The sequence below is a fragment of the Adhaeribacter terreus genome (assembly GCF_042657365.1).
GTDB classification, from domain to species: domain Bacteria; phylum Bacteroidota; class Bacteroidia; order Cytophagales; family Hymenobacteraceae; genus Adhaeribacter_A; species Adhaeribacter_A terreus.
In genome coordinates this window covers 75,103-97,757 of the sequence record NZ_JBHSKT010000006.1, presented here as the reverse complement: position 1 = coordinate 97,757, position 22,655 = coordinate 75,103, and the positions used below count along the sequence as shown (strand labels likewise).

At 44.4% G+C, this 22,655-nt stretch carries 18 protein-coding genes; 9 read left to right on the top strand and 9 right to left on the bottom strand.

Annotated elements, in window-relative coordinates; all coding sequences use genetic code 11:
- The 9 genes from ACFPIB_RS11295 to ACFPIB_RS11255 form a co-directional block, all read right to left on the bottom strand.
- Entirely contained in the window at positions 1-447 is a 447-nt protein-coding gene (locus tag ACFPIB_RS11295) for a response regulator (protein ID WP_378017565.1), read from the bottom strand.
- Positions 448-450: 3 nt separating this feature from the next.
- Entirely contained in the window at positions 451-2,310 is a 1,860-nt protein-coding gene (locus ACFPIB_RS11290) for a hybrid sensor histidine kinase/response regulator (protein ID WP_378017564.1), read from the bottom strand.
- Between the two features lie 8 nt (positions 2,311-2,318).
- A complete protein-coding gene (locus tag ACFPIB_RS11285; RefSeq protein WP_378017563.1) occupies positions 2,319-2,885 on the bottom strand; it encodes a chemotaxis protein CheB in 567 nt (188 codons plus the stop codon).
- Between the two features lie 17 nt (positions 2,886-2,902).
- A complete protein-coding gene (locus ACFPIB_RS11280; RefSeq protein WP_378017562.1) occupies positions 2,903-3,715 on the bottom strand; it encodes a CheR family methyltransferase in 813 nt (270 codons plus the stop codon).
- Positions 3,705-4,118: a response regulator gene (locus ACFPIB_RS11275; protein ID WP_378017561.1), complete on the bottom strand. Its 414-nt coding sequence runs from the start codon at positions 4,116-4,118 to the stop codon at positions 3,705-3,707. The genes ACFPIB_RS11280 and ACFPIB_RS11275 overlap by 11 nt, the downstream gene beginning before the upstream one ends.
- Positions 4,119-4,128: 10 nt before the next feature.
- Positions 4,129-8,190, bottom strand: coding sequence for a response regulator (locus ACFPIB_RS11270; RefSeq protein WP_378017560.1), 4,062 nt, complete (start codon positions 8,188-8,190; stop codon positions 4,129-4,131).
- A 249-nt stretch (positions 8,191-8,439) separates the two neighbouring features.
- Entirely contained in the window at positions 8,440-8,862 is a 423-nt protein-coding gene (locus tag ACFPIB_RS11265) for a response regulator (RefSeq protein WP_378017559.1), read from the bottom strand.
- 2 nt (positions 8,863-8,864) lie between these two features.
- On the bottom strand, positions 8,865-10,784 hold the full coding sequence (locus ACFPIB_RS11260; RefSeq protein WP_378017558.1) for a PAS domain-containing sensor histidine kinase: 1,920 nt from the start codon (positions 10,782-10,784) through the stop codon (positions 8,865-8,867).
- Positions 10,785-11,361: 577 nt separating this feature from the next.
- Positions 11,362-12,351 (bottom strand): formylglycine-generating enzyme family protein, encoded by a 990-nt coding sequence (locus ACFPIB_RS11255; protein WP_378017557.1) that lies wholly within the window; start codon positions 12,349-12,351, stop codon positions 11,362-11,364.
- Positions 12,352-12,684: 333 nt separating this feature from the next.
- On the opposite strand from ACFPIB_RS11255, the gene ACFPIB_RS11250 reads away from it, so the two are divergent.
- From ACFPIB_RS11250 to ACFPIB_RS11210, 9 genes are all read left to right on the top strand, one after another.
- On the top strand, positions 12,685-13,155 hold the full coding sequence (locus tag ACFPIB_RS11250; RefSeq protein ID WP_378017556.1) for a YidH family protein: 471 nt from the start codon (positions 12,685-12,687) through the stop codon (positions 13,153-13,155).
- Between the two features lie 76 nt (positions 13,156-13,231).
- Positions 13,232-14,035, top strand: coding sequence for a bestrophin-like domain (locus ACFPIB_RS11245; RefSeq protein WP_378017555.1), 804 nt, complete (start codon positions 13,232-13,234; stop codon positions 14,033-14,035).
- 128 nt (positions 14,036-14,163) lie between these two features.
- Positions 14,164-15,711, top strand: a complete 1,548-nt coding sequence (locus tag ACFPIB_RS11240; RefSeq protein ID WP_378017554.1) for an arylsulfatase — start codon at positions 14,164-14,166, stop codon at positions 15,709-15,711.
- A gap of 277 nt (positions 15,712-15,988) precedes the next feature.
- On the top strand, positions 15,989-16,924 hold the full coding sequence (locus tag ACFPIB_RS11235; RefSeq protein WP_378017553.1) for an HAD family hydrolase: 936 nt from the start codon (positions 15,989-15,991) through the stop codon (positions 16,922-16,924).
- A 61-nt stretch (positions 16,925-16,985) separates the two neighbouring features.
- Complete coding sequence (locus ACFPIB_RS11230) at positions 16,986-18,248, top strand: carbohydrate porin (RefSeq protein WP_378017552.1); 1,263 nt, start codon at positions 16,986-16,988, stop codon at positions 18,246-18,248.
- A gap of 242 nt (positions 18,249-18,490) precedes the next feature.
- Positions 18,491-19,015, top strand: coding sequence for a DUF2490 domain-containing protein (locus ACFPIB_RS11225; protein WP_378017551.1), 525 nt, complete (start codon positions 18,491-18,493; stop codon positions 19,013-19,015).
- A gap of 944 nt (positions 19,016-19,959) precedes the next feature.
- Positions 19,960-20,907, top strand: a complete 948-nt coding sequence (locus ACFPIB_RS11220) for a helix-turn-helix domain-containing protein (protein ID WP_378017550.1) — start codon at positions 19,960-19,962, stop codon at positions 20,905-20,907.
- 99 nt (positions 20,908-21,006) lie between these two features.
- Positions 21,007-21,699 carry an NADPH-dependent F420 reductase gene (locus tag ACFPIB_RS11215; RefSeq protein ID WP_378017549.1) on the top strand — a complete coding sequence of 231 codons (693 nt, stop codon included), beginning with the start codon at positions 21,007-21,009 and terminating at the stop codon, positions 21,697-21,699.
- Between the two features lie 11 nt (positions 21,700-21,710).
- Positions 21,711-22,655 (top strand): NADP-dependent oxidoreductase, encoded by a 945-nt coding sequence (locus ACFPIB_RS11210; protein ID WP_378017548.1) that lies wholly within the window; start codon positions 21,711-21,713, stop codon positions 22,653-22,655.

The following is a 22,655-nucleotide window of genomic DNA, read 5'->3' as shown; positions in this document are numbered from 1 at the left end:
TCAAAGCTGATTTGGTAATTGATTTAGTTGCAGCCAATACAGGCCAAGGTTCGAAACTGCAGTTACAAAACCATCGAATTCTACCGGTTTCACAAAATAGCTGTTGGCGCCAAGTTTATAAGTTTCCAGCATGTCTTTTTCCTCTTTCGAAGAGCTCAGAATTACCACCGGAATAATGCGGGTGCGTTCGTCCTGCTTTATTTTGCGAAGCACTTCTATGCCATCAACTTTCGGCATTTTCAGATCTAGCAAGATCAGTTTTGGTACGTCGTTAATGTTGCGTTCTTTAAAATTGCCTTCGCAGAAAATAAAATTCAGGGCTTCTTCGCCGTCTTTTAAATGCAGCCACGAATTGTTGAAATTATTCTTCCGGAAAGCCCTTTTGGTCAGTTCCGCATCATCAACATTATCTTCTACCAGAAGTATTTCGCAGGTATCTTTATTCATAGTTCAGGTTGTGGCCGGTTTGGGCAGCGAGAAATAAAGCTTGGCGCCTTTTCCAGGTTCGCTTTCGGCCCAGACCCGGCCGCCATGTTTCACAATTACACGTTGCACAATGGCCAGGCCAACACCGGTCCCTTCAAATTCTTCGTCGGAATGGAGCCGCTGGAAAACCCCGAAAAGTTTGTGCGCATAATCCATACTGAAGCCGGCGCCATTATCCTTTACAAGATAAACATTTTCATCCTCTGTTTCAAATGAATTTACCTCTACTTCCGGATTTTGTTTTTTGGAGGAATATTTAATGGCGTTGGAGAGCAGATTCACAAATACCTGGTGGAGCAGGGCGGGGTCAGCTTCGGCAGGTAAAAGATCGTGCACCACAGTTTTTAGGCCCGAAACCATACCGTTTTGCAATTCTTTCAGAACCTGGTTTACCATTTCGGTGGTGTTTACCGGCATTTTTACCACTTCTTTCCGGCCCAGTTTCGAGAACGCTAAAAGATCATCTATCAGCAAGCCCATTTTTTTTGCGTTGTTCTGAATAATGCCGAATAAGCGTTTCAGTTCGTCGTTGAATTGCCCGCCAAATTCATCGACGATAATGCCGGAATAACCGTTTATGGCGCGCAAAGGCGCGCGCAGATCGTGCGAAACCGAGTAAGAAAAAGACTCCAGTTCTTTGTTGGTTATTTCCAGCTGCGCCACGTTTCGTTTCAGGTTGCTGTTCAGTTGTTTGATTTCCTGTTCGGCAATTTTCTGCTGCGTAATATCGCGTTCGGTAATAGCTACGGATTTCAGATTATTATCGGAATCGGTAATGACGGAAGCGGAAAAAACCACGTCGATGATTCGGCCGAATTTGGTTATGCGTTTGGTTTCCAGCGCCTGAATTTGCCTGCCTTCTAAAATGGAATCTACCGCGGCCTGCGCTTCCTGCATTAAAAAATTCGGCACCATGTTCCAGATGTGCATGTCCAGCGCTTCTTTTTCGGAGAAACCATAAATATTTTCGGCGCCCTGGTTCCAGGAAATTATTTTGCCTTCGGGGTTGTGCAGGTAGATCGCATCGTTCGATTGTTTTACCACCGCAGCCAGGTAATTCTTGATCTCCTCAACTTCTTTGGCTTGGGTTATGTCGCGGGCGTTGGCAAACCACAAACCGATCTTGTTCACAACGTTCCAGTGAAACCATTTCAGCCTTCTTTGTTTATCCAGGATCTGGGATTCGAAAGAGAATTTTTCTTTGGTTTCGCGGCTTAATTTCCGGAGTTTAAAACGGTATTCTTCCGGCAGGTAAAAGTCTAAAGTCGTGTCTTTTATGTCTTCGGGTTTATAGCCCAGCAACGGAAAAGCTGCCTGATTTATTTCTTCAAATTTCAGGTTTCCCGGGTTTATGATACAGATCAGGTCGGCGGAATTGTTGATGAGAAGGGCAAATTTTTCGAGCGCGGCATTTTTCTCTACCAGTTCTTTTTTCTGCAGATGCAGCTTTAAAAGCACCGAAACTTTGGCCTCCGTAATGTCCTTATCGAGCGGCTTGTAGAGGTAATCAATCGCGCCTTCCTCGAAGCCTTTCATCATGAATTGGTGCTCTTTCTTTTCGGCGGAAGCAAAAATGATGGGAATATCTTTGGTCCTTTTGTTCGATTTCAGGATCTGGGCGACTTCAAAACCATCCATTTCGGGCATTTGCACATCCAGAATAATGAGGCAGATATCTTTGTTCAGAACCGTTTTTAACGCTTCGTTGCCGGTAGTTGCGCTGATAAAATTGCGGTCGGGTTTGGCCAGCATCTGTTCCAGGGCAAAGATGTTCGCTTGTTTATCATCAACAATTAAAATATTGATCTTCTCTTTCTTCGACATTATAAAAATTAACGTTTACCAAGCCCGATCAGCAGATCCTTAATTTCGGTGAGTTCCAGAATTTTATCGATGCAGCCGGTATCTATGGCAGCTTGCGGCATGGCCGGAAATTGTGCCGAAGCCGGGTTTTGCGCAATGGTTGTGCCGCCAGTTTTTCTAATGGTTTTGATACCGTTTGCGCCGTCGGCGTTGGCGCCGGTCAGAATGATGGCTAACAAATGCTGCTTGTAAACAAATGCCGCAGTTTCAAATAAAATATCGATGGCCGGGCGGCTGTAATTCACTTTGGTATCATAACTGAGCGAAAAAGTCTGGTCGCGTTCTATAAGCAAATGATAATCCGGCGGCGCGAAATAAACCACTCCTTTTTCGATCTTTTCCTTTTCGTCGGCTTGTTTTATCGCAATTTTACATTTCTGCGAAAGTAGTTCTTCGAGCAGGTTGCGTTCATCTTTGGAACGGTGCTGCACCACAATTATAGGAAGCGGGAAATCTGCCGGCAAAGCTTCTAACAAGGTGGTTAAGGCTAGTAAACCGCCCGCCGATGTTCCGATCACGATTGCTTCGTATTTCATGTGTTCGCATACGCAAATTAATTCGCCTTGATGTAGATCTTTTCCCGCTTATCGATGTCTTCGAAATTCTTTTGTTTATCGGAAAAAAGCAGCGATTCTTTGTTGCCTAACGCCAGGAAACCAAACGGACAAAGGCTTTCATAGAACAGGTTAATTACTTTGTTTTGCAGGCTCTGATTGAAATAAATTAGCACATTGCGGCACAAGATCAGCTGAAATTCATTGAAAGAACGGTCTACGGCCAGGTTATGAATGGAAAATACAACGTTCTGTTTCAGCGATTTATCGATCAGGGCAGAATTGTACTTGGCAATGTAATAATCCGAAAATGAACTTTTGCCGCCGGCTTTCTGATAATTGCTCGTATAATTCTTCATCAGATCCATGCTGAAAATACCATCTCTTGCCGCCTGCAATGCTTTCTGATTAATATCGGTGGCGTAGATCACGCTGCGGTCAAGCAGGCCTTCTTCCTTCAGTAAAATAGCAATGGAATAAACTTCTTCGCCGGTAGAACAACCTGCTATCCAGATCTTGATGAATGGGTAGGTGGCCAGGCGACCGAGCACATTTTTCCGCAGGCTTTGATAAAAATTCGGGTCGCGGAACATTTCGGTAACGTTTACGGTGAATTCCTGCACAAAGCGCGCAAAGAAATTCTCATCGCGCAGCAAAATGCCAGCTAATTCCTGAAGCGTTGTAATATTGTTTCCCTTCATGAAATGATCGATCCGCCGCATGACCGACGCTTCTGCGTATTCGGTAAAATCGTAGCCATACACAAACCGGATCGATTCCAGAAGTTCTTTTAATTCGCTGCTATTGATCATACCCGGGTTTTTGGCTTACTAAGCCTATCATTTTTTCGCAGAGCTCGGCCAGGTTTATCGGTTTGGCAACGTATTCCGAAGCACCGGCTTCCAGGCATTTCTCGCGGTCGCCTTTCATGGCTTTGGCGGTTACGGCAATTACCGGCAGATCGTGCAGTATTTCGTTTTCCCGGATATGTTCAATGGCTTCGTAACCATCCATTTCGGGCATCATCATGTCCATTAAAACCAGGTCGGTTTCGGGTTTGCGGTTTAAAAATTCCAGGGCTTTCAAGCCGTTTTCGGCCGTATGAATATCCATTCCGAAACTTTCCAGGTAGCAATAAAGGGCAAAAATATTGCGAACGTCATCGTCCACGATCAGGACTTTTTTTCCTGCCAGTAACTCTTCCGTTTGTAGCATCCTTTTCAGTTTATTTATACATCCACACCCGCATCAGCGAAAGCAGTTTTTCAATGTTTACCGGCTTCGAAATATAATCGGACATACCGGCTTCGAGGCATCTTTCCCGGTCGCCTTTCATAGCTTTGGCCGTAAGTGCAATGATCGGGAGTTTGGCAAATTTTAGCATCTTCCGGATCTCCTGCGTAGCTTCGTAACCGTCCATTTCCGGCATCATTACGTCCATTAAAATAATATCAGTATCCGGGTGTTCTTTCAAAACATTTATGGCTTCGCGGCCGTTTTCTGCCGTTATGCAGCGCACGCCTTCATCTTCCAGCACGTTGGTCAGCGAAAAAATATTACGCATATCATCATCCACGATCAGCACTTTCTTGTTTTTCAGTACTTCGTCGGTGCGGTGCAGTTTCCGGATGATCTGCTGTTTCTCTTTCGGTAACCGGGCTTCTACGCTGTGCAGAAACAGAATGGTTTCATCTAATAATCTTTCGTTCGAATCTACCGTTTTCAGCACCACCGTGTTAGCCAGTTTGTTTAACCGCGAAGCTTCCTGTTTATCCAGTTCTTTTCCGGTGTAAACAATTACCGGAATTTTGTTCAGGTTTTCGTCGGCTTTTACTTTTTCCAGCAGGTCAATTCCGCCCATATCCGGTAAGCCCAGATCCACGATTATACAGTCGAATTTTTCCTGGTGCATTAGTTTGTACGCTTCTTCGCCGGTGTAGGCCGAAAAAGATTTTACATCGCCGTTACCTATCAATTCCCGGATGGCCAGGTTTTGCAGCTTATTGTCTTCCACGATCAGCAGTTTTTTCAGCTTCCGGTTTATGAATTCTTCAATGCGGCCGAATGCAGCGTCCAGCTCTTGCTGGGTAATGGGTTTCTTAATAAAATCGAAAGCGCCCAGTTCAAAACCTTCGTTCCGGCGGTCGAAACCCGAAATAACCTGCACCGGAATATGTCGCAGTTCCGGATCGTTTTTCAGGTGTTTCAGCACTTCCGAACCATCCATTACCGGCAGTTTCATATCCAGAATTATGGCATCGGGCTGGTAGTAACGGGCCAGACTTAAGCCGGTATTTCCCTGGTGCGCCAGAATGCCTTTGTAGCCTTTTTCGCGGATGAATTGAAGCAGAATATTGGCAAAAGCAACGTCATCTTCTACGATCAGAATGGCCTTGTCATTTTCCTGAATATGATCGCGGTCGTCGGTTACAGATTGAGTCGCATTGACTTTTTCGACGGTTTGGGATACCGTTTTTGCGGGCGGTAAAAGTTTTTCTGTTGGTGGTTTTACCGAAACTTCTTTTTCTGACGGAATTACCAATGTGGCATCAAATTCTAACGGCAGATAAAGCGTGAAAGTGCTGCCTTTGCCTTCGGCGCTTTCCAGATGAATTTCGCCGCCGAGCGCATTGGCCAGTTCGCGGCTGATAGAAAGGCCCAGGCCGGTGCTACCATATTTGCGTTTGGTTGAGCCATCAGCCTGCTGAAATGCTTCGAAAACAACGTGCTGTTTGCTTTCCGGAATGCCAATGCCGGTGTCGGTAACGGAGAATTCCAGCACTTCATTCATGTTGCGGAGCTTCCGGTTTCTGAGGCTGCCGTTCGGTGAAATGGATCGGATGTTGAGCGTTACTTCGCCGTTTTTGCCTGTGAACTTGAACGCGTTGGAAAGCAAATTCCGGAGGATCTGTTCCAGGCGTTGCTTATCGGTATTGAAATGTTCCGGTAAGTTTTGCGCGTCGTATTTGATCTCAAAATCGATCTGTTTGTTTCTGGCAATTTCCTTAAAAGTAGATTGCAGGTTTTCCTGAATTTCCGCCAGATTTACTTCCGAAATATCGAGCTCAATTTTACCGGATTCTACTTTAGAAAGGTCCAGAATTTCGTTTATCAGGTTCAGCAGATCGGTGCCGGAACTGAAAATGTTGCGGGCAAATTCCACTTCTTTATCGCCGAGCACTTTGCTTTTGTTTTCGCTGAGCAGCTGCGCCAGAATAAGAATGCTGTTTAGCGGTGTGCGCAATTCGTGGCTCATATTGGCCAGGAATTCTGATTTGTATTTGCTGTTGATCTCCAGTTCGCGCGCTTTGGTTTCCACTTCCATTTTGGCAACTTCCAGCTTTTCTTTCTGCTCTTCCAGCAAATTGGCTTTTTCTTCCAGCTCTTCGTTGGTTTGCTGCAATTCTTCCTGCTGGGCTTTCAGTTCGGCTTCGGAATTTTGAAGCAAATGCGTTTTCTCCTGCAGTTCTTCGTTTATCTGGCGCAATTCTTCCTGCTGAGCTTCCAGTTCTTCGGCCTGCCGCTGGGTTTCTTCCAGCAGTTCCTTTAAAATGGTTCTGGATTGTGCCGAATGGAAAGCGATGGCAACATTTTCGGCCACCATATTCAGAAAATCCAGATCGTGCTCTGAAAATGCTTCTGCCGATCCGATCTCGATCACGCCTTTCAATTCGTTGTCGTGCAGGAAAGGGTAAACCACAATATTCTTTGGCGTTGCATTGCCCAAACCAGAATTGATGCGGATATAATCTTCCGGAACCTGGCTGAAAATGATCGATTTTTTCTCCAGCGCCGCCTGACCGATCAGGCCTTCTCCCAACTTGAATTCGTTGTTGTTATCTTTCCGGAAATGGTAGGCATAGCTGCCAGCTAAGCGTAAAACGCCGTTTTCGTATAGGTAAATGGCTCCGATCTGGGCGTTCAGGTAATTGGTAAGTTTGTTCACGACTTCCTGCGCCAATACCCGTACTTCTTTTTCGCCGCGCAGTTTATCGTTCAGTTCGCTGTTGCCGATAAGCATCCAGTTCCGGAGAGCATTTTCTTCCGATAATTTCTGAAGATTCTGCTTCATGTTATTTAGCGAAATTCCCAACGTATCGGCTTCGCTTCTTACCTGAACTTCCGGCGAATAATCGCCGCGCCCAATTACATCGGCGGCCTGCGCATATTCCCTGGAAACCGAAATTAATTTATTGAAAGAACCGGCCAGATCACCGATCTCATCCTGAGAGCTTATTGTTACGGGCCTGTTCACATCGCCGCTTGCAATGCGGTCGGCGGCATTTTTTAACTCCTGCAGGGAAGCTACAATGTAGCGGATGGTGTTGTAAAGAAGCAGCAGTAAAACAAGTGCAATGGTAATCGCAATTATAATGCTTCTGACCAGAGAATTGGTGATCTCAGTGAGTTCGTTTTCAGCGGTTTGCCGGATGATTAGGGTGGAATGATCTTCAATTTCCTTTAAGGTGTTCAGGTAAGAAGCGCCGTTCATCCACCAGTCGTCGCGGGAAAAATCGAGGTTGGCTGCCGATGGATTCTGCTTTACCGTATCGATCATTTTGCGCACCTTAAACGTAACCGGATTCGTTATTTTTTTGGTGTAATAGGCCGCTAATTCTTCGGAAGCATTGTTGCGGAAATTTTCCAGGTTCAGCTCGTATTTTCCACTCAAAGAAGCGAATTCGGCAAAACCGTTTTCTTTAAAACCTCCGGTTAAAATGGCTTGTTTCACGTTGGCGCGCAACTGCCCGAAAAATTCTTTTCCGTAAAGAATGTACATGTGGGCATGCAAAGCACTTTTAACTTTCGGGTTTTCGGAAAAAAGGGCGGTTTTGTTTATTTCAGCAATGAGCGGCGCATTGATCTCAGAGTAGCGGCTGCGGACTTCGGCGGCATTGGTTTTACCGGAATTGATCGCGCTTCGCAGGTTTTGCAGTTTATCGAATTGCGCTTCTTGGTTTAGTTCGGTCTTATTTTTCAGTGCGAACGCGTTCAGGTTGTGAATGGCCTTGTCGGTTTGGGTACGCTGGTTGAAAAGATCGTTTTTTGAAGCTTCGCTGGGGTTTATTAAATATTCTACCGCATAACCGCGCTCTTCCTGGATCTGGTGAATGACGTTGGAAAGGGCTTCGGCCTTCTCAACATCGGAATAAACTTTCTGAATGCGGTTCTTATTCTCCAGTTCGCCGGCAATATTTACAGCCAGAAAATAGAATAAAGTAGCCAGCGGCAATAACGAAATAAGCAGCAGTTTATTTCTGATGGAAAGGTTGCGTAAGAAATGCATGTAAAGTTGAGGCTATAGCGCTTATTTTAATTTGAGTAGTTTTGAAAATCCTGCACCGGAACCGGAATCAGCATTTCAGAAAAATTGGCAACCGGTGAAATGTAAAGGTTTTTCCGAATGGCAGAGGGGCAGGGAACAGAAGCAACGAACAGTTACTTTTTACTCCTAAAACGGTACCGTTTTAAGGGAAAAAGTGCCTTTAAGAAAGTTTTTATGAACAAATGAGATCTTCAACTAAAGCAGCTAAGATCAGCTTCTGAAATTTGCTTCCAGCCTTTCGTTTGAGCGTAGTTCATTCAGCGCTTCTATTGTAAGTGGCTTGCTGATAAACCCGATCACGTTGTCGTAAATTTTGGAATGCGAAAAATCGAAGGGATCTACCGACGAGGTCAGGATGCAGACTTTCATTTCCGGAAATTTCTCTTCCAGTTCGCCCGAAAATTCTTCCAGAAATTCCCAGCCATTCATTACCGGCATATTCAGATCCAGCAAAATAAGATCGGGTTTTTTATTATCGGTTTGCCCGGAATCTAAGGACTTAAGGTAATTTATTCCTTCCTGACCATTTCTAGCCTTAAGAACTTCGGAGGCAAACTTTTCCTGTTTAATGACTATTTCGCAAATCATTAAACTAATATCATCATCATCGATTAATAATAACTTGTTAAGCATTGTTAATTCTTGAATTTAATTGAAAAAGTTGTTCCATTATCTACTTTACTTTTAATCGAAATCTCTCCGCCCATGGCTTTTACCTGGTTAGCTACCAGGTGTAGCCCTAAACCTTTGCTATCGGGGTGGTCATGAAATTTCTGATATAGCCCGAAAACTTTGTCGCCATATTTTTCAAGGTCAATTCCCAATCCGTTATCAGTAAAATGTAAAAACAGGTGGCCTTCCCTGTTTTCGGTCTGGATCTTTACTTGAAGGCTTCTATCGGGGCTGCGGTATTTTATAGCGTTGGTAAGCAGATTTAATAAAATGCTTTGGAGGTATTCCGGGTTAAAGTTTACAGAAGTTCCGGCGGAAAAGTCTGTAATGATATTTGCCTCACTTACTGCTACATAATGCGATATTGAGTCTACGACCTGCGCCAATACGTTGGAGATATTCGTCTCTTTTACAGGTACCTCCAGGTTGTTTTTTATGATCAGGATCTCAAGCAGTTCTTTTACATTTTCATGCAGAATCTCTGTTGTCTGCTTGTATTTCTGTAGTAATGTCCTGGTCAAAGGGTCTTCGACCCTGGTCTCATCAATAAGGTTACCTATGCCTATTAAATTGGCAATTGGAGTTCTGAGATTGTGCGTTATTATGTAGGAAAATTGTTTCAGGTAATTATTGCTCTGAGTCAGATCTTTAATAAGCAATTCCTTTTCAGCTTTATTTTTTTTGCTGCTGGTAATATCTTTTGAAGCGCCGTAGATATGCACGGCTTTACCGGTTTCAATTCGAACAATAAATCCTTTATCCAAGATATAAGCGTAGGAACCATCCGCTTTCCTGATCCGGTATTTTGCTTTTAGAGTCTGAATTTCAGGGTTATCCAGGGACTCTTTTAAGCCATTCATTACTTTGTCTGCATCTTCCGGGTGGATCAATGCTACCCAATTATTAAAAGATTGTAGTACTGCCGGGGAATAACCTAAAGATCGATAAAAGGCATTGCCAGCCTTGCTGATTTCATTGGTGACAAGGTTCCAATCCCAAATGGCATCAATGGTAACTTTAGATACCATTTCAAACCGTTTGTTGCTTTTAAGTAATTCTTCCTGGAGCGTAATGAAATCTGTAATATCCTTCGAAATTCCATGAATTCCCACTACTTTATTATTAATAATAATGGGTAAGATGTTAAAATTTACAATCCGTTTTTGACCATTGGCAGTAACGATGCCGGCTTCATAAGACTGCGGGTTGCCGTTTACGGCTTCATTGAAATGGAATATGGTTTTATCCAGGTCTTCGGGTGCAGCAAGTGATAGGAAATTCGTCTGATGAATTTTTTCCGGCGTACATGCTGTCAAGGCTTGAAAAGCGCTGTTTACACTCAGAAACCTTCCTTCAAGGTCTAACGAAAATACCGCATCCGGATTTTGCTGGAACAGCGAGTGATAATGCAGTTGGTTGTTTTCGAGTAGGGCAGTAGTTTTATTTAGCTTTTGGTTTAGTAGAATTTTGTCAGTTACATCCACTACGGAGTGCATGATAAAGGCCACGCTATTATCATCTTTCAGAATTGGCGTGTTTTTGGGAAACCAGTAATGTTCAACTAATTTACCAGTGCCGCTATCCCGCAGATCATATTTCTGAACAGGCATTTCATGCGTTACTCTTTCCTGAAGAACTTTTAGTAAGGATCTTTTTAAATTAGCTTCCAGTTTAGAAGTAGTATTATCCGGGTAATCTGTGAATACTTCAAAAATGCCTTTTCCTAAAAGTTCTTCCCTGGTGGTTTGTGATACAGCAGTATAAGCCTCATTAACTTCAACGATCGTAAATTTTGGAGCATCCGGCAGAAGGAAAATATTCGGGCCGGGTAAAGACCTCAGAATACTTGTAACTTCTATATTCGCGATGCAATTCGTTATCATTGATAAAGTCGGAAGAAAAAATAATCAGCTATTTATCCCAAGTTAAGGTGAATAGTAAATATAGACATATTGTGTTTATTTTGTTTAAAGATGTTGATAAAATCAAATTTTATATTTCACTAATGCTAATTGTCTGAAATCTGAGTGTTATGGTTTGCTAGGTTTGTTATTTCCAAACTCCTGAAATTGTCCTGAAAAGCATTTAATGAATTAATTTTCTTTGGCTAAAAAAGCCATAACTCAATTCCTGAAGCCAGAAGTGCCACTAAATATTTCCTTCGGATGATTTCCAGTCTTGATAAATCAGATGGAATAAACAAGTCTATATGAACCGGCAGTCTGATTCAGTTTATAAATTAATAAACGAGTTTTTAGTAGGTATGGAAGAAAAGAAAAAGGGAATAACCAGTTGTAAAACCGATTATTCCCTTTTAGTAGACCAAAGGAGTGAAATACTGAACTTTTTACGGCAGGATTTCTTCGGGATGATTTCCTGCCAGGGAGTAAAACTTATTAAATAATAATTACCCGAAGTAAAACAGCTTTTATTCACCTGTTCCTTGATTACGGCTGACATTTAAACTTTTATCCGTTTCACACACCGGAAGCCTAAATGACAGGAAGCCGAATCGATCATTTGCGGAATGCGGGCCGCCGGCCGGTAACGGTAGCAATAATTCAAGGCGCATAAATATGAACCACCTTTCAGCACTTTGCGCGGAATTTTAATGTTTGGCTGGCGCGGATCGTAACTATTTTCCATGAAGCCGCCTCTGGGATTTTGCGGAATGCAGCAGGCTTTCTGCGGGTTTTCCGGATGTTTGTCGCGGTACCAATCGGAGGTCCATTCCCAAACGTTGCCGGTCATATCGTACAAACCGTAGCCATTTGGCGGAAAAATCCCGGCCGGCGAAAGTCCTTCAAATCCATCGAGCCTTAAATTCTGCCACGGAAATTCGCCCTGCCAGTAATTGGCCATGAATTTTCCATCAGGATTAACTTCATCGCCCCAGGCAAACTCTTTTTCTTCCAGGCCGCCGCGGGCGGCAAATTCCCATTCGGCTTCGGTGGGTATTTCCTTGCCAGCCCATTTCGCGTAAGCCTCTACATCTTCCCAGGAAACCTGAACCACCGGAAGATCATCTTTCCCATCTATCGTACTTCCGGGGCCGTGAGGCTGTTTCCAGTTGGCGTGCGGAATATAATTCCACCAGTTGGCAATATTTTTCAGGTTAACGGGCTGTTTCGCTTTCTGAAAAACCATAGAACCCGGCACCAGCATTTCCGGCAAAGCCCCCGGATAATCATCCGGATTCAGTGGCCGCTCTGCGTAAGTTACATAATTGGTTTCTGCTACAAACTTCCGGAATGCTGCATTGGTAACCGTGCTGCGATCCATCCAGAAACCGTCAACTTTTACCGTATGCACCGGCGCTTCGTCTTTGTAATGTTTATCGGAACCCATTTTAAAAGTACCGCCCGGAATCCAGACCATACTTTCTGAAACAACTTCCGGATATGTTTGAACTGCAATATTTTCTTTTTCTGCCAGCGGATTATTTTCCATAACTCAAAAGTTAGAATGGGTAAGAATGAATTTAGGCGGGAATTATCAGCCAGGATTCAGTTAAATCGTTGTATAAGTTGCTGAATTTAAGTTATAAAGCTTCAAAAAAGCAATATGTTCCGGCTTTTTTTAGATATTTTAGCTAACTACGTATATATACCAGTAACTAAGGTTTTTTACTTAGTAAAGCCTTTGGTCACTTCCGCTTTAAATACGTTCTCTTACATTATAATTTAGTGATCCTGAACTGTTTAATTCTGGTCGTTCAGCGCTTATCAGGCTGCTTGCGCTTTAAAATGGGTAACTGAAACGAGCCAATCAGTTAAAAACGCTATGGAAAACCCGCCCAAAAGTACTTCCGGATCTGCGCCTGAAGATGTTTCTACCCGGCTCTCGCGGCAGCGCACCACGTTATCTTTTCAACGCACCCGGTTATCGGCCGACCGTACGTTAATGAGCGTTATCCGCACGGCTTTATCGCTTATCGGGTTCGGGTTTACCATTTTCCAGTTTTTCCGGTCGCTTAAAGAAATTATCAAAGTAAACCTGAAGAAAGACCCCTCTGAAATTGCCGGCCAGTTAGGCTTGGCTTTGGTGAGCCTCGGAATTTTAATGCTGTTCCTGGGTATTGTCTACCATATTTCTTTCATGCTTCAGGTGCGGAAAGAACGCGGAAAAATGGAAACCGACCACCTCATTATGTCCGGCGATACTTTCCCGATTTCTATGACCCTGATAATTGCCATTTTACTATTCCTGCTTGGGGTTTATATAATCTTCAAAATGATAACTCACTATTATTAAAGCTATGAGTTGAAAACGGTATCTGTTCTGACAGAAAAAGTAAAAAAGCAACAGAAATAAAATGTAAGACAACAGCATGAATATTGGCCATTTCTTTACCTGGTTACCTTCCTGGGCTCTATTCGCGCTGATCGTTATTATCTGCGTAATGGCAGCCGAAGCCGGCGCCTGGCTGGCTCAAAGAAGAAGTAAAAAAGGAATAAAGGAACCTGACGCACCAATCGGAACTGCGGTTGGGGCAATTTTAGGTTTGCTGGCTTTTATGCTGGGCTTTACATTTTCATTAACAGAATCCCGTTTCGGGAACCGGAAAGAGCTGGTAATAGAAGAAGCCAAAGCTATAAATACCTGTTACCTCCGCAGCAATTTAATTCCAGTAAAACAGAAAACCGCGATCCGGAAATACCTGAAAGAGTATACCAATATCCTTCTGAAAAGCAGCGAAATTGAATTCAGCAGAAAAAACCGCGGCGATAATGGAAATATAATCCGGCTGGAAGCACTGCATGACCTCATGTGGCAACAAGCTTCCACGCTGGTAAACGAAAACCTGGACGGCGAGATCAGAACGTTCTTCCTTGGCTCGCTGAACGATGTAATTAACATTTACCAGGAAAGAAAAACCGTGAGCCTCATCTTCCGGATTCCGGACGTGATCTGGACCTCGCTCATTGTAATTTCCATTTTAGGCACGTTCGTAGTAGGTTATCAGACCGGCACTTTTGGTACCCGCCGACTCATCAGCGTGCCTTTAATGGCGGCGGCTTTTGCGTTGGTCATCGTCATGATCGCCGATATGGACTCAACCGGGCCGGATAAGTTTGAAGTAAGCCAGCAACCACTGAAGGAAGTAAAGGATATGATGAACAAAAATCCCTGAAATATCTGCCAACGCCTTTATTCCCGCCCCACAAAACGCTATCCTTTTCACCCCAAAAACTGATCTGCTTCCAGCCATATTGTTTCCTCAGAAAGATTTTATGAATGAACCTTAATCAATAAACACCTATGAAAAAACCAGCACCAAAAAAGAACGGCAAGGCCAAAACCGGCAACGGTCCGAATAAGCCGAACATCCTTGTAATGTGGGGCGACGACATCGGACAGTCTAATTTAAGTTGCTATACCAGAGGTTTGATGGGCTATCGCACCCGCAATATTGATCGAATCGCGAAGGAGGGCATGATCTTTACTGATGCCTATGCGGAACAAAGTTGTACGGCCGGGCGCGCTTCCTTCATTACCGGCCAGTGCGGGTTGCGAACGGGCCTTACCAAAGTAGGTCTGCCCGGCGCGGATCTGGGCCTTAAGGCCGAAGATATCACCATTGCCGAGGCGCTCAAGCCACTCGGTTATCGTACCGGGCAATTTGGCAAAAACCACCTTGGTGACCGCGATGAACATTTGCCAACCATGCACGGCTTCGATGAATTCTTTGGTAACCTATATCACCTGAACGCCGAGGAGGAACCAGAGGAAGAGGATTATCCAAACATAAACGACTTTCCGGAATTTAAGAAAAAATACGGTCCCCGGGGCGTGTTGCATTGCTGGGCCGATGGCAAAGGTGGCCAGAAAATAGAAAACACCGGCCCGCTAACCAGAAAGCGCATGGAAACCTGCGACGAGGAGTTTCTGGCGGCTGCTAAAAAATTCATTCAGGCTGCCCACGACGCCGGAGAGCCTTTCTTCGTTTGGTTCAACACTTCGCACATGCACGCCTGGACCCACGGCAAGCCGGAAAGTAAAGGCCAGGCCGGCCGCTGGCAATCTGAGTACCATGATGTGATGATCGACCATGACAAGTGCATCGGAGAAATGCTCGACTTTCTGGACGAATTAGGTATTGCAGACAACACGTTTGTGCAGTACAGCACCGACAATGGCCCCCACATGAATACCTGGCCGGATGCCGGAACTACCCCTTTCCGGAACGAGAAAAACTCAAGTTGGGAGGGCGCTTTCCGCGTGCCTTGCATGGTGCGCTACCCGGGCAAAATTGAAGCAGGCTCGGAGTCGAATGAGATCGTCAGCCACCTGGATTGGTTTCCTACTATTCTGGCCGTGGCCGGTGAACCTGATATTGCCGAAAAGCTGAAGAAAGGGCATAAAGCAGGAAACAAAACCTTCAAGGTACACCTCGACGGCCACAATCTGTTACCATACCTGACAGGCGAGGAAGAAAAGAGTCCGCGACTGGGTTTTATTTACTTTACTGACGATGGTGATGTAGCGGCGCTTCGATACGATAACTGGAAACTGCTGTTCATGGAGCAACGGGTTCAGGGCACGTTTCAGATCTGGCAGGAACCATTTATTACGCTACGGGTGCCCTTTATTTTTAACCTGCGAACGGACCCTTACGAACACGCCCAAATTACTTCGAATACTTACTACGACTGGATGTTCCGGCGGGTATTCCTGCTTGTGCCCGCCCAAGCCATGGTAGCCGAATTTCTTGCAACCTTCCGGGAGTTCCCGCCGCGGCAAAAGGCAGCCAGTTTCAGTCTGGAACAGGTGCTCGAAAAGATGAAGGAAGGTGCAAGCGGCGGCTGATATTCGTCTGAAAAATGTGCTCGAAGTAGCAACGGCCACAATAGCAGAGGCCAAAAACGCGAAGAACAGATAATGAAGGATTCTGGCAATAAATGTAGCGTTGTCAGAATCCTTTTTTCAGGCTTCCCTCAACGGCTTGAGGTTTTCAGGGAGCAAGGTCATTCTAAAACGATATGAAATAATGCGACAAAACTATCTGCATATCTTAACCGGTTGCCTGCTTCTGGCGGCTTTTTTTAATAGCTGCAAACAAACTGAAGAAAAAGCAAAAAACGATATGGAAACCACCGGAAAAACTGTGAACGAACTTCCTTCCTGGAACAACGGTGAAGCCAAAACCCGCATCCTGAATTTTGTGAAAAACGCTACCGATTCTGCTTCAAAAAGCTACATTCCGCCGGCCGAACGCATTGCCGTTTTCGACAACGACGGCACCCTCTGGAACGAAGCACCTATGCTTTTTCAGCTGAATTTTACCTTCGACCGCATCAAAAACCTGGCTCCCCAACACCCTGAATGGAAAACGCAGCAACCTTTCAAAGCCATCCTGGAAAACGACCGCGAAACAATGAAAAAATTCAGCCATAAAGAGCTGGGTTTATTACTAGCGGCTTCGCATACCGGCATTTCTCCCGAAGAATTCAAGGCCGCCGCTACCCAATGGTTCGATACAGCGCAGCACCCGGTTTACAAGCGGCTTTACACCAAATGCGTGTACCAGCCCCAGCTCGAACTGCTCAATTACCTCCGCGAAAATGGTTTTAAAAACTACATCGTTTCTGGCGGCGGCGTAGATTTTATGCGGGCTTTTGCGGAGAAAACTTACGGTATTCCGCCGGAACAGATCATTGGCACCAGCAGCAAAACCAAACTCGAAACCAAAGCCGGGAAAGCAGTTTTAGAGAAAACGCCAGAACTGCAAAGCTTCGACGATCGTGCGGAAAAAGTCTCGAACATCAACCTGCACATTGGCCGGCGTCCGGTGCTGGCTTGCGGCAATTCTGACGGCGACCTGAACATGCTGCAATACACTGCCGGTTCCGCTACGCCAAACCTGGTAATTCTCATTCACCACGACGATAGCGAACGGGAAATGGCTTATGAAAAGCACCCGGTTATGGGCGAATTGAAAGAGGGTCTTACCGAAGCCAAAGCCAGAAACTGGATCCTTGTGAGTATGAAAAACGACTGGAAGAAAGTTTTCCCGGAATAATAAATGCTGGTTAAAAACGCTATGGTTTCCAGCCTGAAAACTAAACCCTAACTCTGAAACCGTGAAAAAATTTACGCTGTACCTTATCCTTTTCCTGTTGCCCTGGTCCGGCTATAGTCAGCAATCGACCGATAGTATTGCCGCGCCGCCACCAGAAACGCATCACCAAAGATTATCCGGCGACCTCGGCGGACTTGCTCCAAAAATGGTAGCGCATGGCGTTATTTTATTGCTGAGCTCTACCCATTTTTATCAGGGCTTACTGTCGGGTTCCGGGGAACATGAATTTAAATACGGCGGTAAAGGCGATGCATTCCTGATCCTGGACTGGGAAAAGCTGGGGCTCTGGAAAGGGTTTGGCATGATCTCGCACGGTGAAATACGCTACGGAAAAAGTGTTTTTGATGAAGGCGGTAACCTGATTCCGGCCAATACCGCACTGTTGTTCCCGGAAGAAGAAGGTACGGCGGTTGCTCTGAGCAGCTTGTTTTTCACACAAAAGCTCGGCGAGAAAATAAAGCTGATGGTTGGGCGCATCAACACCCTGGATTTCCTGGCCATGAACCACTATTATGGCGGTCGCGGCATCGATGGCTTTCAGAATATAATTTTTACCGCGCCGCCGCTGGATGCCCGAACCACGCCCGTAACCACCCTGGGTTTGATGACGGTTTACGACCTCGAACCGCTGGAACTCACTTTAGGCGCCTGGGATTCTCGTGAACGGATAAATGAATACGGCTTTTCCGGTTTATTCGACAACGGGGTTTCGGTGACTGGGGAACTGGCTTTGAAAACAGCGTGGGGCGGGCGGAAAGGAAAATACGCTGTGGGTGGTACCTGGAGCAGCCTGGAAGAAACGTCTTTAAGCAATAGCGCCAAATTATTCTTGCCAAATTCCGAATTACCGCTGGCCGTGGAAAAAGGCTCCTGGGTAGTGAATTTCACCTTCGAGCAAAACTTGCTAGGGCCGGCCGAAAACCCACGTTCGGGCTGGGGAATTTTCGGCCGTGCAGGTATTTCCGACGGCAACCCGAACCCGCTTCGCTGGACGGCTATGGGTGGAATTGCCGGTTGTCCTTTCAGCAAACGTGCAAACGACCGGTTTGGCTTAGGGTATTTTAAAGCCGGCTTAAGTTCAGATGTAAAAGACCGGGCTTTGCTTTCGCTTTTTGTCCAAAATGAGCAGGGGGCAGAAGCTTATTACAGTTTTGCGCCAATTCCCTGGTTTATTCTTACCGCCAATGTGCAATGGATCGAGCCTTTCCGGAAACGCTCAGACAATGCCTGGTACGGTGGTTTACGACTTAAGATTAAGATTTGAGGTTCTGAAAACAGGTATAAAAACGCTATGGTTTAACCCTGAAAAAGTAAATGCTGCGCTGGAAAACAATATGGCTGTGGGTTTTTAGCTTCGGAATGATACCGTTTTCAGGACTGGCGCAGCAAAAAAACAATCTGCAGCTTTGGAACGATTACATAATGGATTTGCCCTGGAAGAAAAACCTTTTCGAAACAGAGTTCAGTTACCAGACCATTTTATCGAAGAATGCCAAGTGACGCAGTTTGAATGCTACGCCGGCCTACGAACGCACCATCAGCAAGCACCTGGACTTGCTTTCGGCTTTTGGATTTTCTTACACGAATCAAACCAGTACCACCGATACTTTCGAAGGCCGCCTGATGTTGGGTACCCGCTTTTATTTTTCGCCTGAAAAACGTATCCAAACCCGTCTTACCCTGCGGTTCGAACGCCGGCATTTATACGATTTCGGGGAGGAAAACTGGGAAACCAGCCATCGCAGCCGTGTTCGGGGTGAAGTAATAATTCCCCTGAACAAACCGCATTATTCAGAAGATGAAATGTGGTACGCAATTGCTGATTATGAATATTTCTTTGTAGTAGATAAAGATCTGAACGAACGCTTTGCCAACCGTACCCGTACGCGCTTCGGAATTGGTTACCGGCACAATTACAATTTCCGCTTCGAAGCCATTTTTATGCACCAACGCTCCCGCAACCAGATAGAGACCGGTTTTCTGACAACCGACAATATTATAAGATTAAGAATTAAGCATTATCTGAAGTAACCGTCTTTATTTAAAATAACCTGTTTTGAAACTTCGTTATTGCGGTGTTTACGCTGTGGTAATATGGCTGGCATTTTTTGAAGCAGGAAAAATGTATGCTCGCAGCTATCATCCTCAATAAACTCGCTATGTAGCTGACTAAATTGATGAAGTGTATAAAGTGGAGTCAGATTAAACAGAGTAAAAATCTCAAAGATAACCAAAAGGAAACTTACCAAACCAAAAAGCAGCTCAAATTAAAAATTGAGCTGCTTATTCCTTACAGTAGACCAAAGGGGTGAAATATCGAACTTTATCCACCAGGATTTGGATACTTTAGCAAATACTCTATGAGTCAGGATGGTTTAGGTTTTACTTATATCCAAGTCATTTTGCATGAGTTCGCGCTTATAATATACATGGTCTTTGTTCGAGGGGCGCAGGATCAGTATAATCAAAGTTGTGTTTGAAATAACTTCTCACTATAAAATTTAGGGTATGAGCCACTTTGGCAAAGAATATTCCTCCTTCTGGAAATTAATTTCCCACCAACTAAGAATTAGTTATCATTCGAATTTTTGTTCCCTTGGCTGCTTTCTTTGCTTGGGAATCTGCTTCAGTACGATGTGCTTTGGCTTCCATCTTGGCCATTTGGCCTTCCTCGTTGCATAGAAAGCTTCCTTGTCTATTTGTATCGCTTCGTTTCTTTAGCATTTTATGTTGCAAATTAAGCACAGAATGTAGAGATAGAGACTTAGTAATTTGAATAGTTTATGCTGAACAAAGTGATTATAAATCTTTGGAACATTTGCACTCACATGTCACTTTTGACGATCATATTCTCGATGCCTTTAAGCAGCATTTTAAAGTTAATAACTATTCTATTAGCATATTATTAATATAAAATTTTTGCAACTTCTAATTACGTGGGTGGTTAGAGCTCCAGCTACAAAATTTTAATATTGATGGTAGAAATCGTATTCCCGAAAGTATTACTTTTAAAAATGGAGAAAATAGAACCTATTATTCCAACGTATAAGGAAATAAACGATTTCCTGGCTTCTATTCCAGCAGACTACCGGACAACCGATCCGAATTTGTATTGCCTGCGGTTAAAGCCAAACGAAGGTTCAATCAATAATTACAAACCGCCTTTCCGGAAAGATTTTTATTTCATTGCCTTGGTCAACAGCGCCGGTCAGACCAAAATAACCTACGACAATACAAACGTAACCAACCTGAATTCTTTCCTGGTTTTTCAGTCGCCGGGCCTTTTGTACAGCTTTTACCGCGACAACTCCGCCAACGGCTTTTTGATCTATTTTAAAAAGGAATGCTTCTCTTTTTTCCGGCCGGACTTCGAAAAGGAATTCCCTTTTTTCAATATTCTCCATACCAATTTTTTCAAACTCAACCAGGCGAAGTTCAAGGAGTTTGCGCCGCATTTTGAGGAAGTTTTCGAGGCTTATCAGAACTCCAGAGATAGCCAGCACACCATTGCTGCGGTAAAATTGCTGGCTTTGCTTTATCAATTAAAAGAATTTACCACGGCTTTCAACCAGTGGGAGACAGGCAGTACTACGCCGCAGCAACTATTATTGCAGAAATTCATTCAGCTGGTAAATAACTACTACATCGAAAAACGGACCATTGAAGAATATGCCGAGCTTCTGGCAGTAACGCCCAACCATTTGTCGCAGACGGTAAAATCTGCTTCGGGCAAAAATGCCCATTCTTTCATCACCGACAGGTTAATTTCTGAAGTAAAATCCCTTATTCAGTACACCAGTTTCGACATTGCCGAAATTGCTTACCAGCTTCATTTTTCTGATCCCGCCAACTTTGGCAAATTCTTTAAAAAACATACCGGGCTAACGCCTTTGGAATTCCGGAAACAAACCGGGCAAAAGTAATTTACCATTCAGACCAAGTTTTGAACCATTAGCCATAGCGTTTTCGTGCCGATCTTTGTATCGTTAAAATTTTAAACTTCAAAAGAAAAACCAAACGATATGAAAATTGCAGTATTAGGAACCGGAACCGTTGGCAGAACTTTCGCCGAAAGACTTATTTCCCTGAACCACGAAGTAATGATCGGAACGCGCAATGTAGCCGATAAATTAGCCAGCACCGAAACCGATTTTTATGGCAATCCGCCATTTGGCGAATGGATCAAACAAAACGAAAAGGTAAAGTTAGGTACGTTTGCCGAAGCTGCTGCTTTCGGGGAAATGGTGCTTAATACCACCCAGGGAGCTGGTTCTATAAACGCCCTGAACCTGGCTGAAGCTAAAAACCTGAACGGTAAAGTGCTGATGGATATGGCAAACCCACTGGATTTCAGCAAAGGAATGCCGCCAAGCCTGTTGCCGGAATTATCCAACACCAATTCCTTAGCCGAAGAGATTCAGAAAACCTTCCCGGAATTAAAAGTGGTAAAAGCCCTGAACACAATGTGGTGCGGCTTAATGGTTAACCCGAATATGCTTGCCGGCGGCGACCACACCGCCTTTATTTCCGGTAACGATGCCGAAGCCAAAGCCAAAGTAAAAGCGCTGATGCAGGAATTTGGCTGGAAAGCTGAAAATATCCTGGACCTGGGCGATATTACCACGGCAAGAGGTACGGAAGCAATGCTGCCGGTATGGCTGAGAATTTACGGCGCAACTCAAAACGGGGCGTTCAATTTTAAAGTGGTAAGCTAAGCAATGGATTTATGAAAGCAATGCTGATCAGAAAGTATGGCGATCTTGATGTGTTTGAATGGGGGGAAGTTGATCCTCCCATTTTAAAAGAGGATGAAATGCTTGTCAAGGTTTATGGTTCAAGTGTAAACCCTGTTGATGCCAGCATAAGAAAAGGCTACCTGAAGAGCTTTGTCAGGTTAAAGCTACCTGCTGTACTTGGTGTTGACGCCAGCGGTGAAGTTGTTAAAGTAGGAAAAGCGGTTAGAAAATTTAGCGTTGGTGATAAGGTATATGCTTTCATGGGCATTTCAAATAATGGCGGATATGGAGAATTTATTTCTATCCCCGAAACATTTGCCGCTAAAGTTCCCGACAATCTTGATCTTACAGAAGCAGGAGTTGTTCCGGGTGTGGGCATGACGGCTTATGAGGCCTTTACCGTTCATGCCCCGGTAAGAAAAGGTATGAAAGTTTTAATTATAGGTGCAACCGGTGGTGTAGGTACTTATGCTATACAAATAGCAAAACATCTTGGCGCAGAGGTAACAGCTGTCTGTAGTTCAGAAAAAATAAACCTTGCCCGGCAATTAGGAGCAGACCAATTAGTTGATTACAGAAGTGAAAATATCCTGAATACAAATGAGCGATATGATGTAATATTAAATTGTGTAAGAGGGATTGGATTTGGAAAACTTAAAAGGCTACTAAAGCCAGGTGGCAAATCAATTGTAATAGCAGGCAGCCCCCTGGAACTCCCGTTGATCAAACTTTCAAACTTATTTTCATCCAAAAAAACGGTTCCTTTTTTTGTAAAAACGGATGGCGCTGTTTTAGAAAATTTAAGTCAGCTTATTCGGGCGTGTCATGTAAAACTGGTAATAGATAGGATATATTCCTGGAAAGATCTTCCGGAAGCACATGCCCGCGTGGAAAAAGGTGGGATCACCGGAAAAATCGGAATTGCGATAGATTAA

Coding starts and splice junctions, on each gene's coding strand:
- ACFPIB_RS11285 (WP_378017563.1), bottom strand. CDS start 2,885: ATGAAATACGAAGCAATCGTGATCGGAACATCGGCGGGCGGTTTACTA.
- ACFPIB_RS11295 (WP_378017565.1), bottom strand. CDS start 447: ATGAATAAAGATACCTGCGAAATACTTCTGGTAGAAGATAATGTTGAT.
- ACFPIB_RS11270 (WP_378017560.1), bottom strand. CDS start 8,190: ATGCATTTCTTACGCAACCTTTCCATCAGAAATAAACTGCTGCTTATT.
- ACFPIB_RS11275 (WP_378017561.1), bottom strand. CDS start 4,118: ATGCTACAAACGGAAGAGTTACTGGCAGGAAAAAAAGTCCTGATCGTG.
- ACFPIB_RS11235 (WP_378017553.1), top strand. CDS start 15,989: ATGGAAACCACCGGAAAAACTGTGAACGAACTTCCTTCCTGGAACAAC.
- ACFPIB_RS11220 (WP_378017550.1), top strand. CDS start 19,960: ATGGTAGAAATCGTATTCCCGAAAGTATTACTTTTAAAAATGGAGAAA.
- ACFPIB_RS11280 (WP_378017562.1), bottom strand. CDS start 3,715: ATGATCAATAGCAGCGAATTAAAAGAACTTCTGGAATCGATCCGGTTT.
- ACFPIB_RS11250 (WP_378017556.1), top strand. CDS start 12,685: ATGGAAAACCCGCCCAAAAGTACTTCCGGATCTGCGCCTGAAGATGTT.
- ACFPIB_RS11245 (WP_378017555.1), top strand. CDS start 13,232: ATGAATATTGGCCATTTCTTTACCTGGTTACCTTCCTGGGCTCTATTC.
- ACFPIB_RS11265 (WP_378017559.1), bottom strand. CDS start 8,862: ATGCTTAACAAGTTATTATTAATCGATGATGATGATATTAGTTTAATG.
- ACFPIB_RS11215 (WP_378017549.1), top strand. CDS start 21,007: ATGAAAATTGCAGTATTAGGAACCGGAACCGTTGGCAGAACTTTCGCC.
- ACFPIB_RS11255 (WP_378017557.1), bottom strand. CDS start 12,351: ATGGAAAATAATCCGCTGGCAGAAAAAGAAAATATTGCAGTTCAAACA.
- ACFPIB_RS11260 (WP_378017558.1), bottom strand. CDS start 10,784: ATGATAACGAATTGCATCGCGAATATAGAAGTTACAAGTATTCTGAGG.
- ACFPIB_RS11240 (WP_378017554.1), top strand. CDS start 14,164: ATGAAAAAACCAGCACCAAAAAAGAACGGCAAGGCCAAAACCGGCAAC.
- ACFPIB_RS11290 (WP_378017564.1), bottom strand. CDS start 2,310: ATGTCGAAGAAAGAGAAGATCAATATTTTAATTGTTGATGATAAACAA.
- ACFPIB_RS11210 (WP_378017548.1), top strand. CDS start 21,711: ATGAAAGCAATGCTGATCAGAAAGTATGGCGATCTTGATGTGTTTGAA.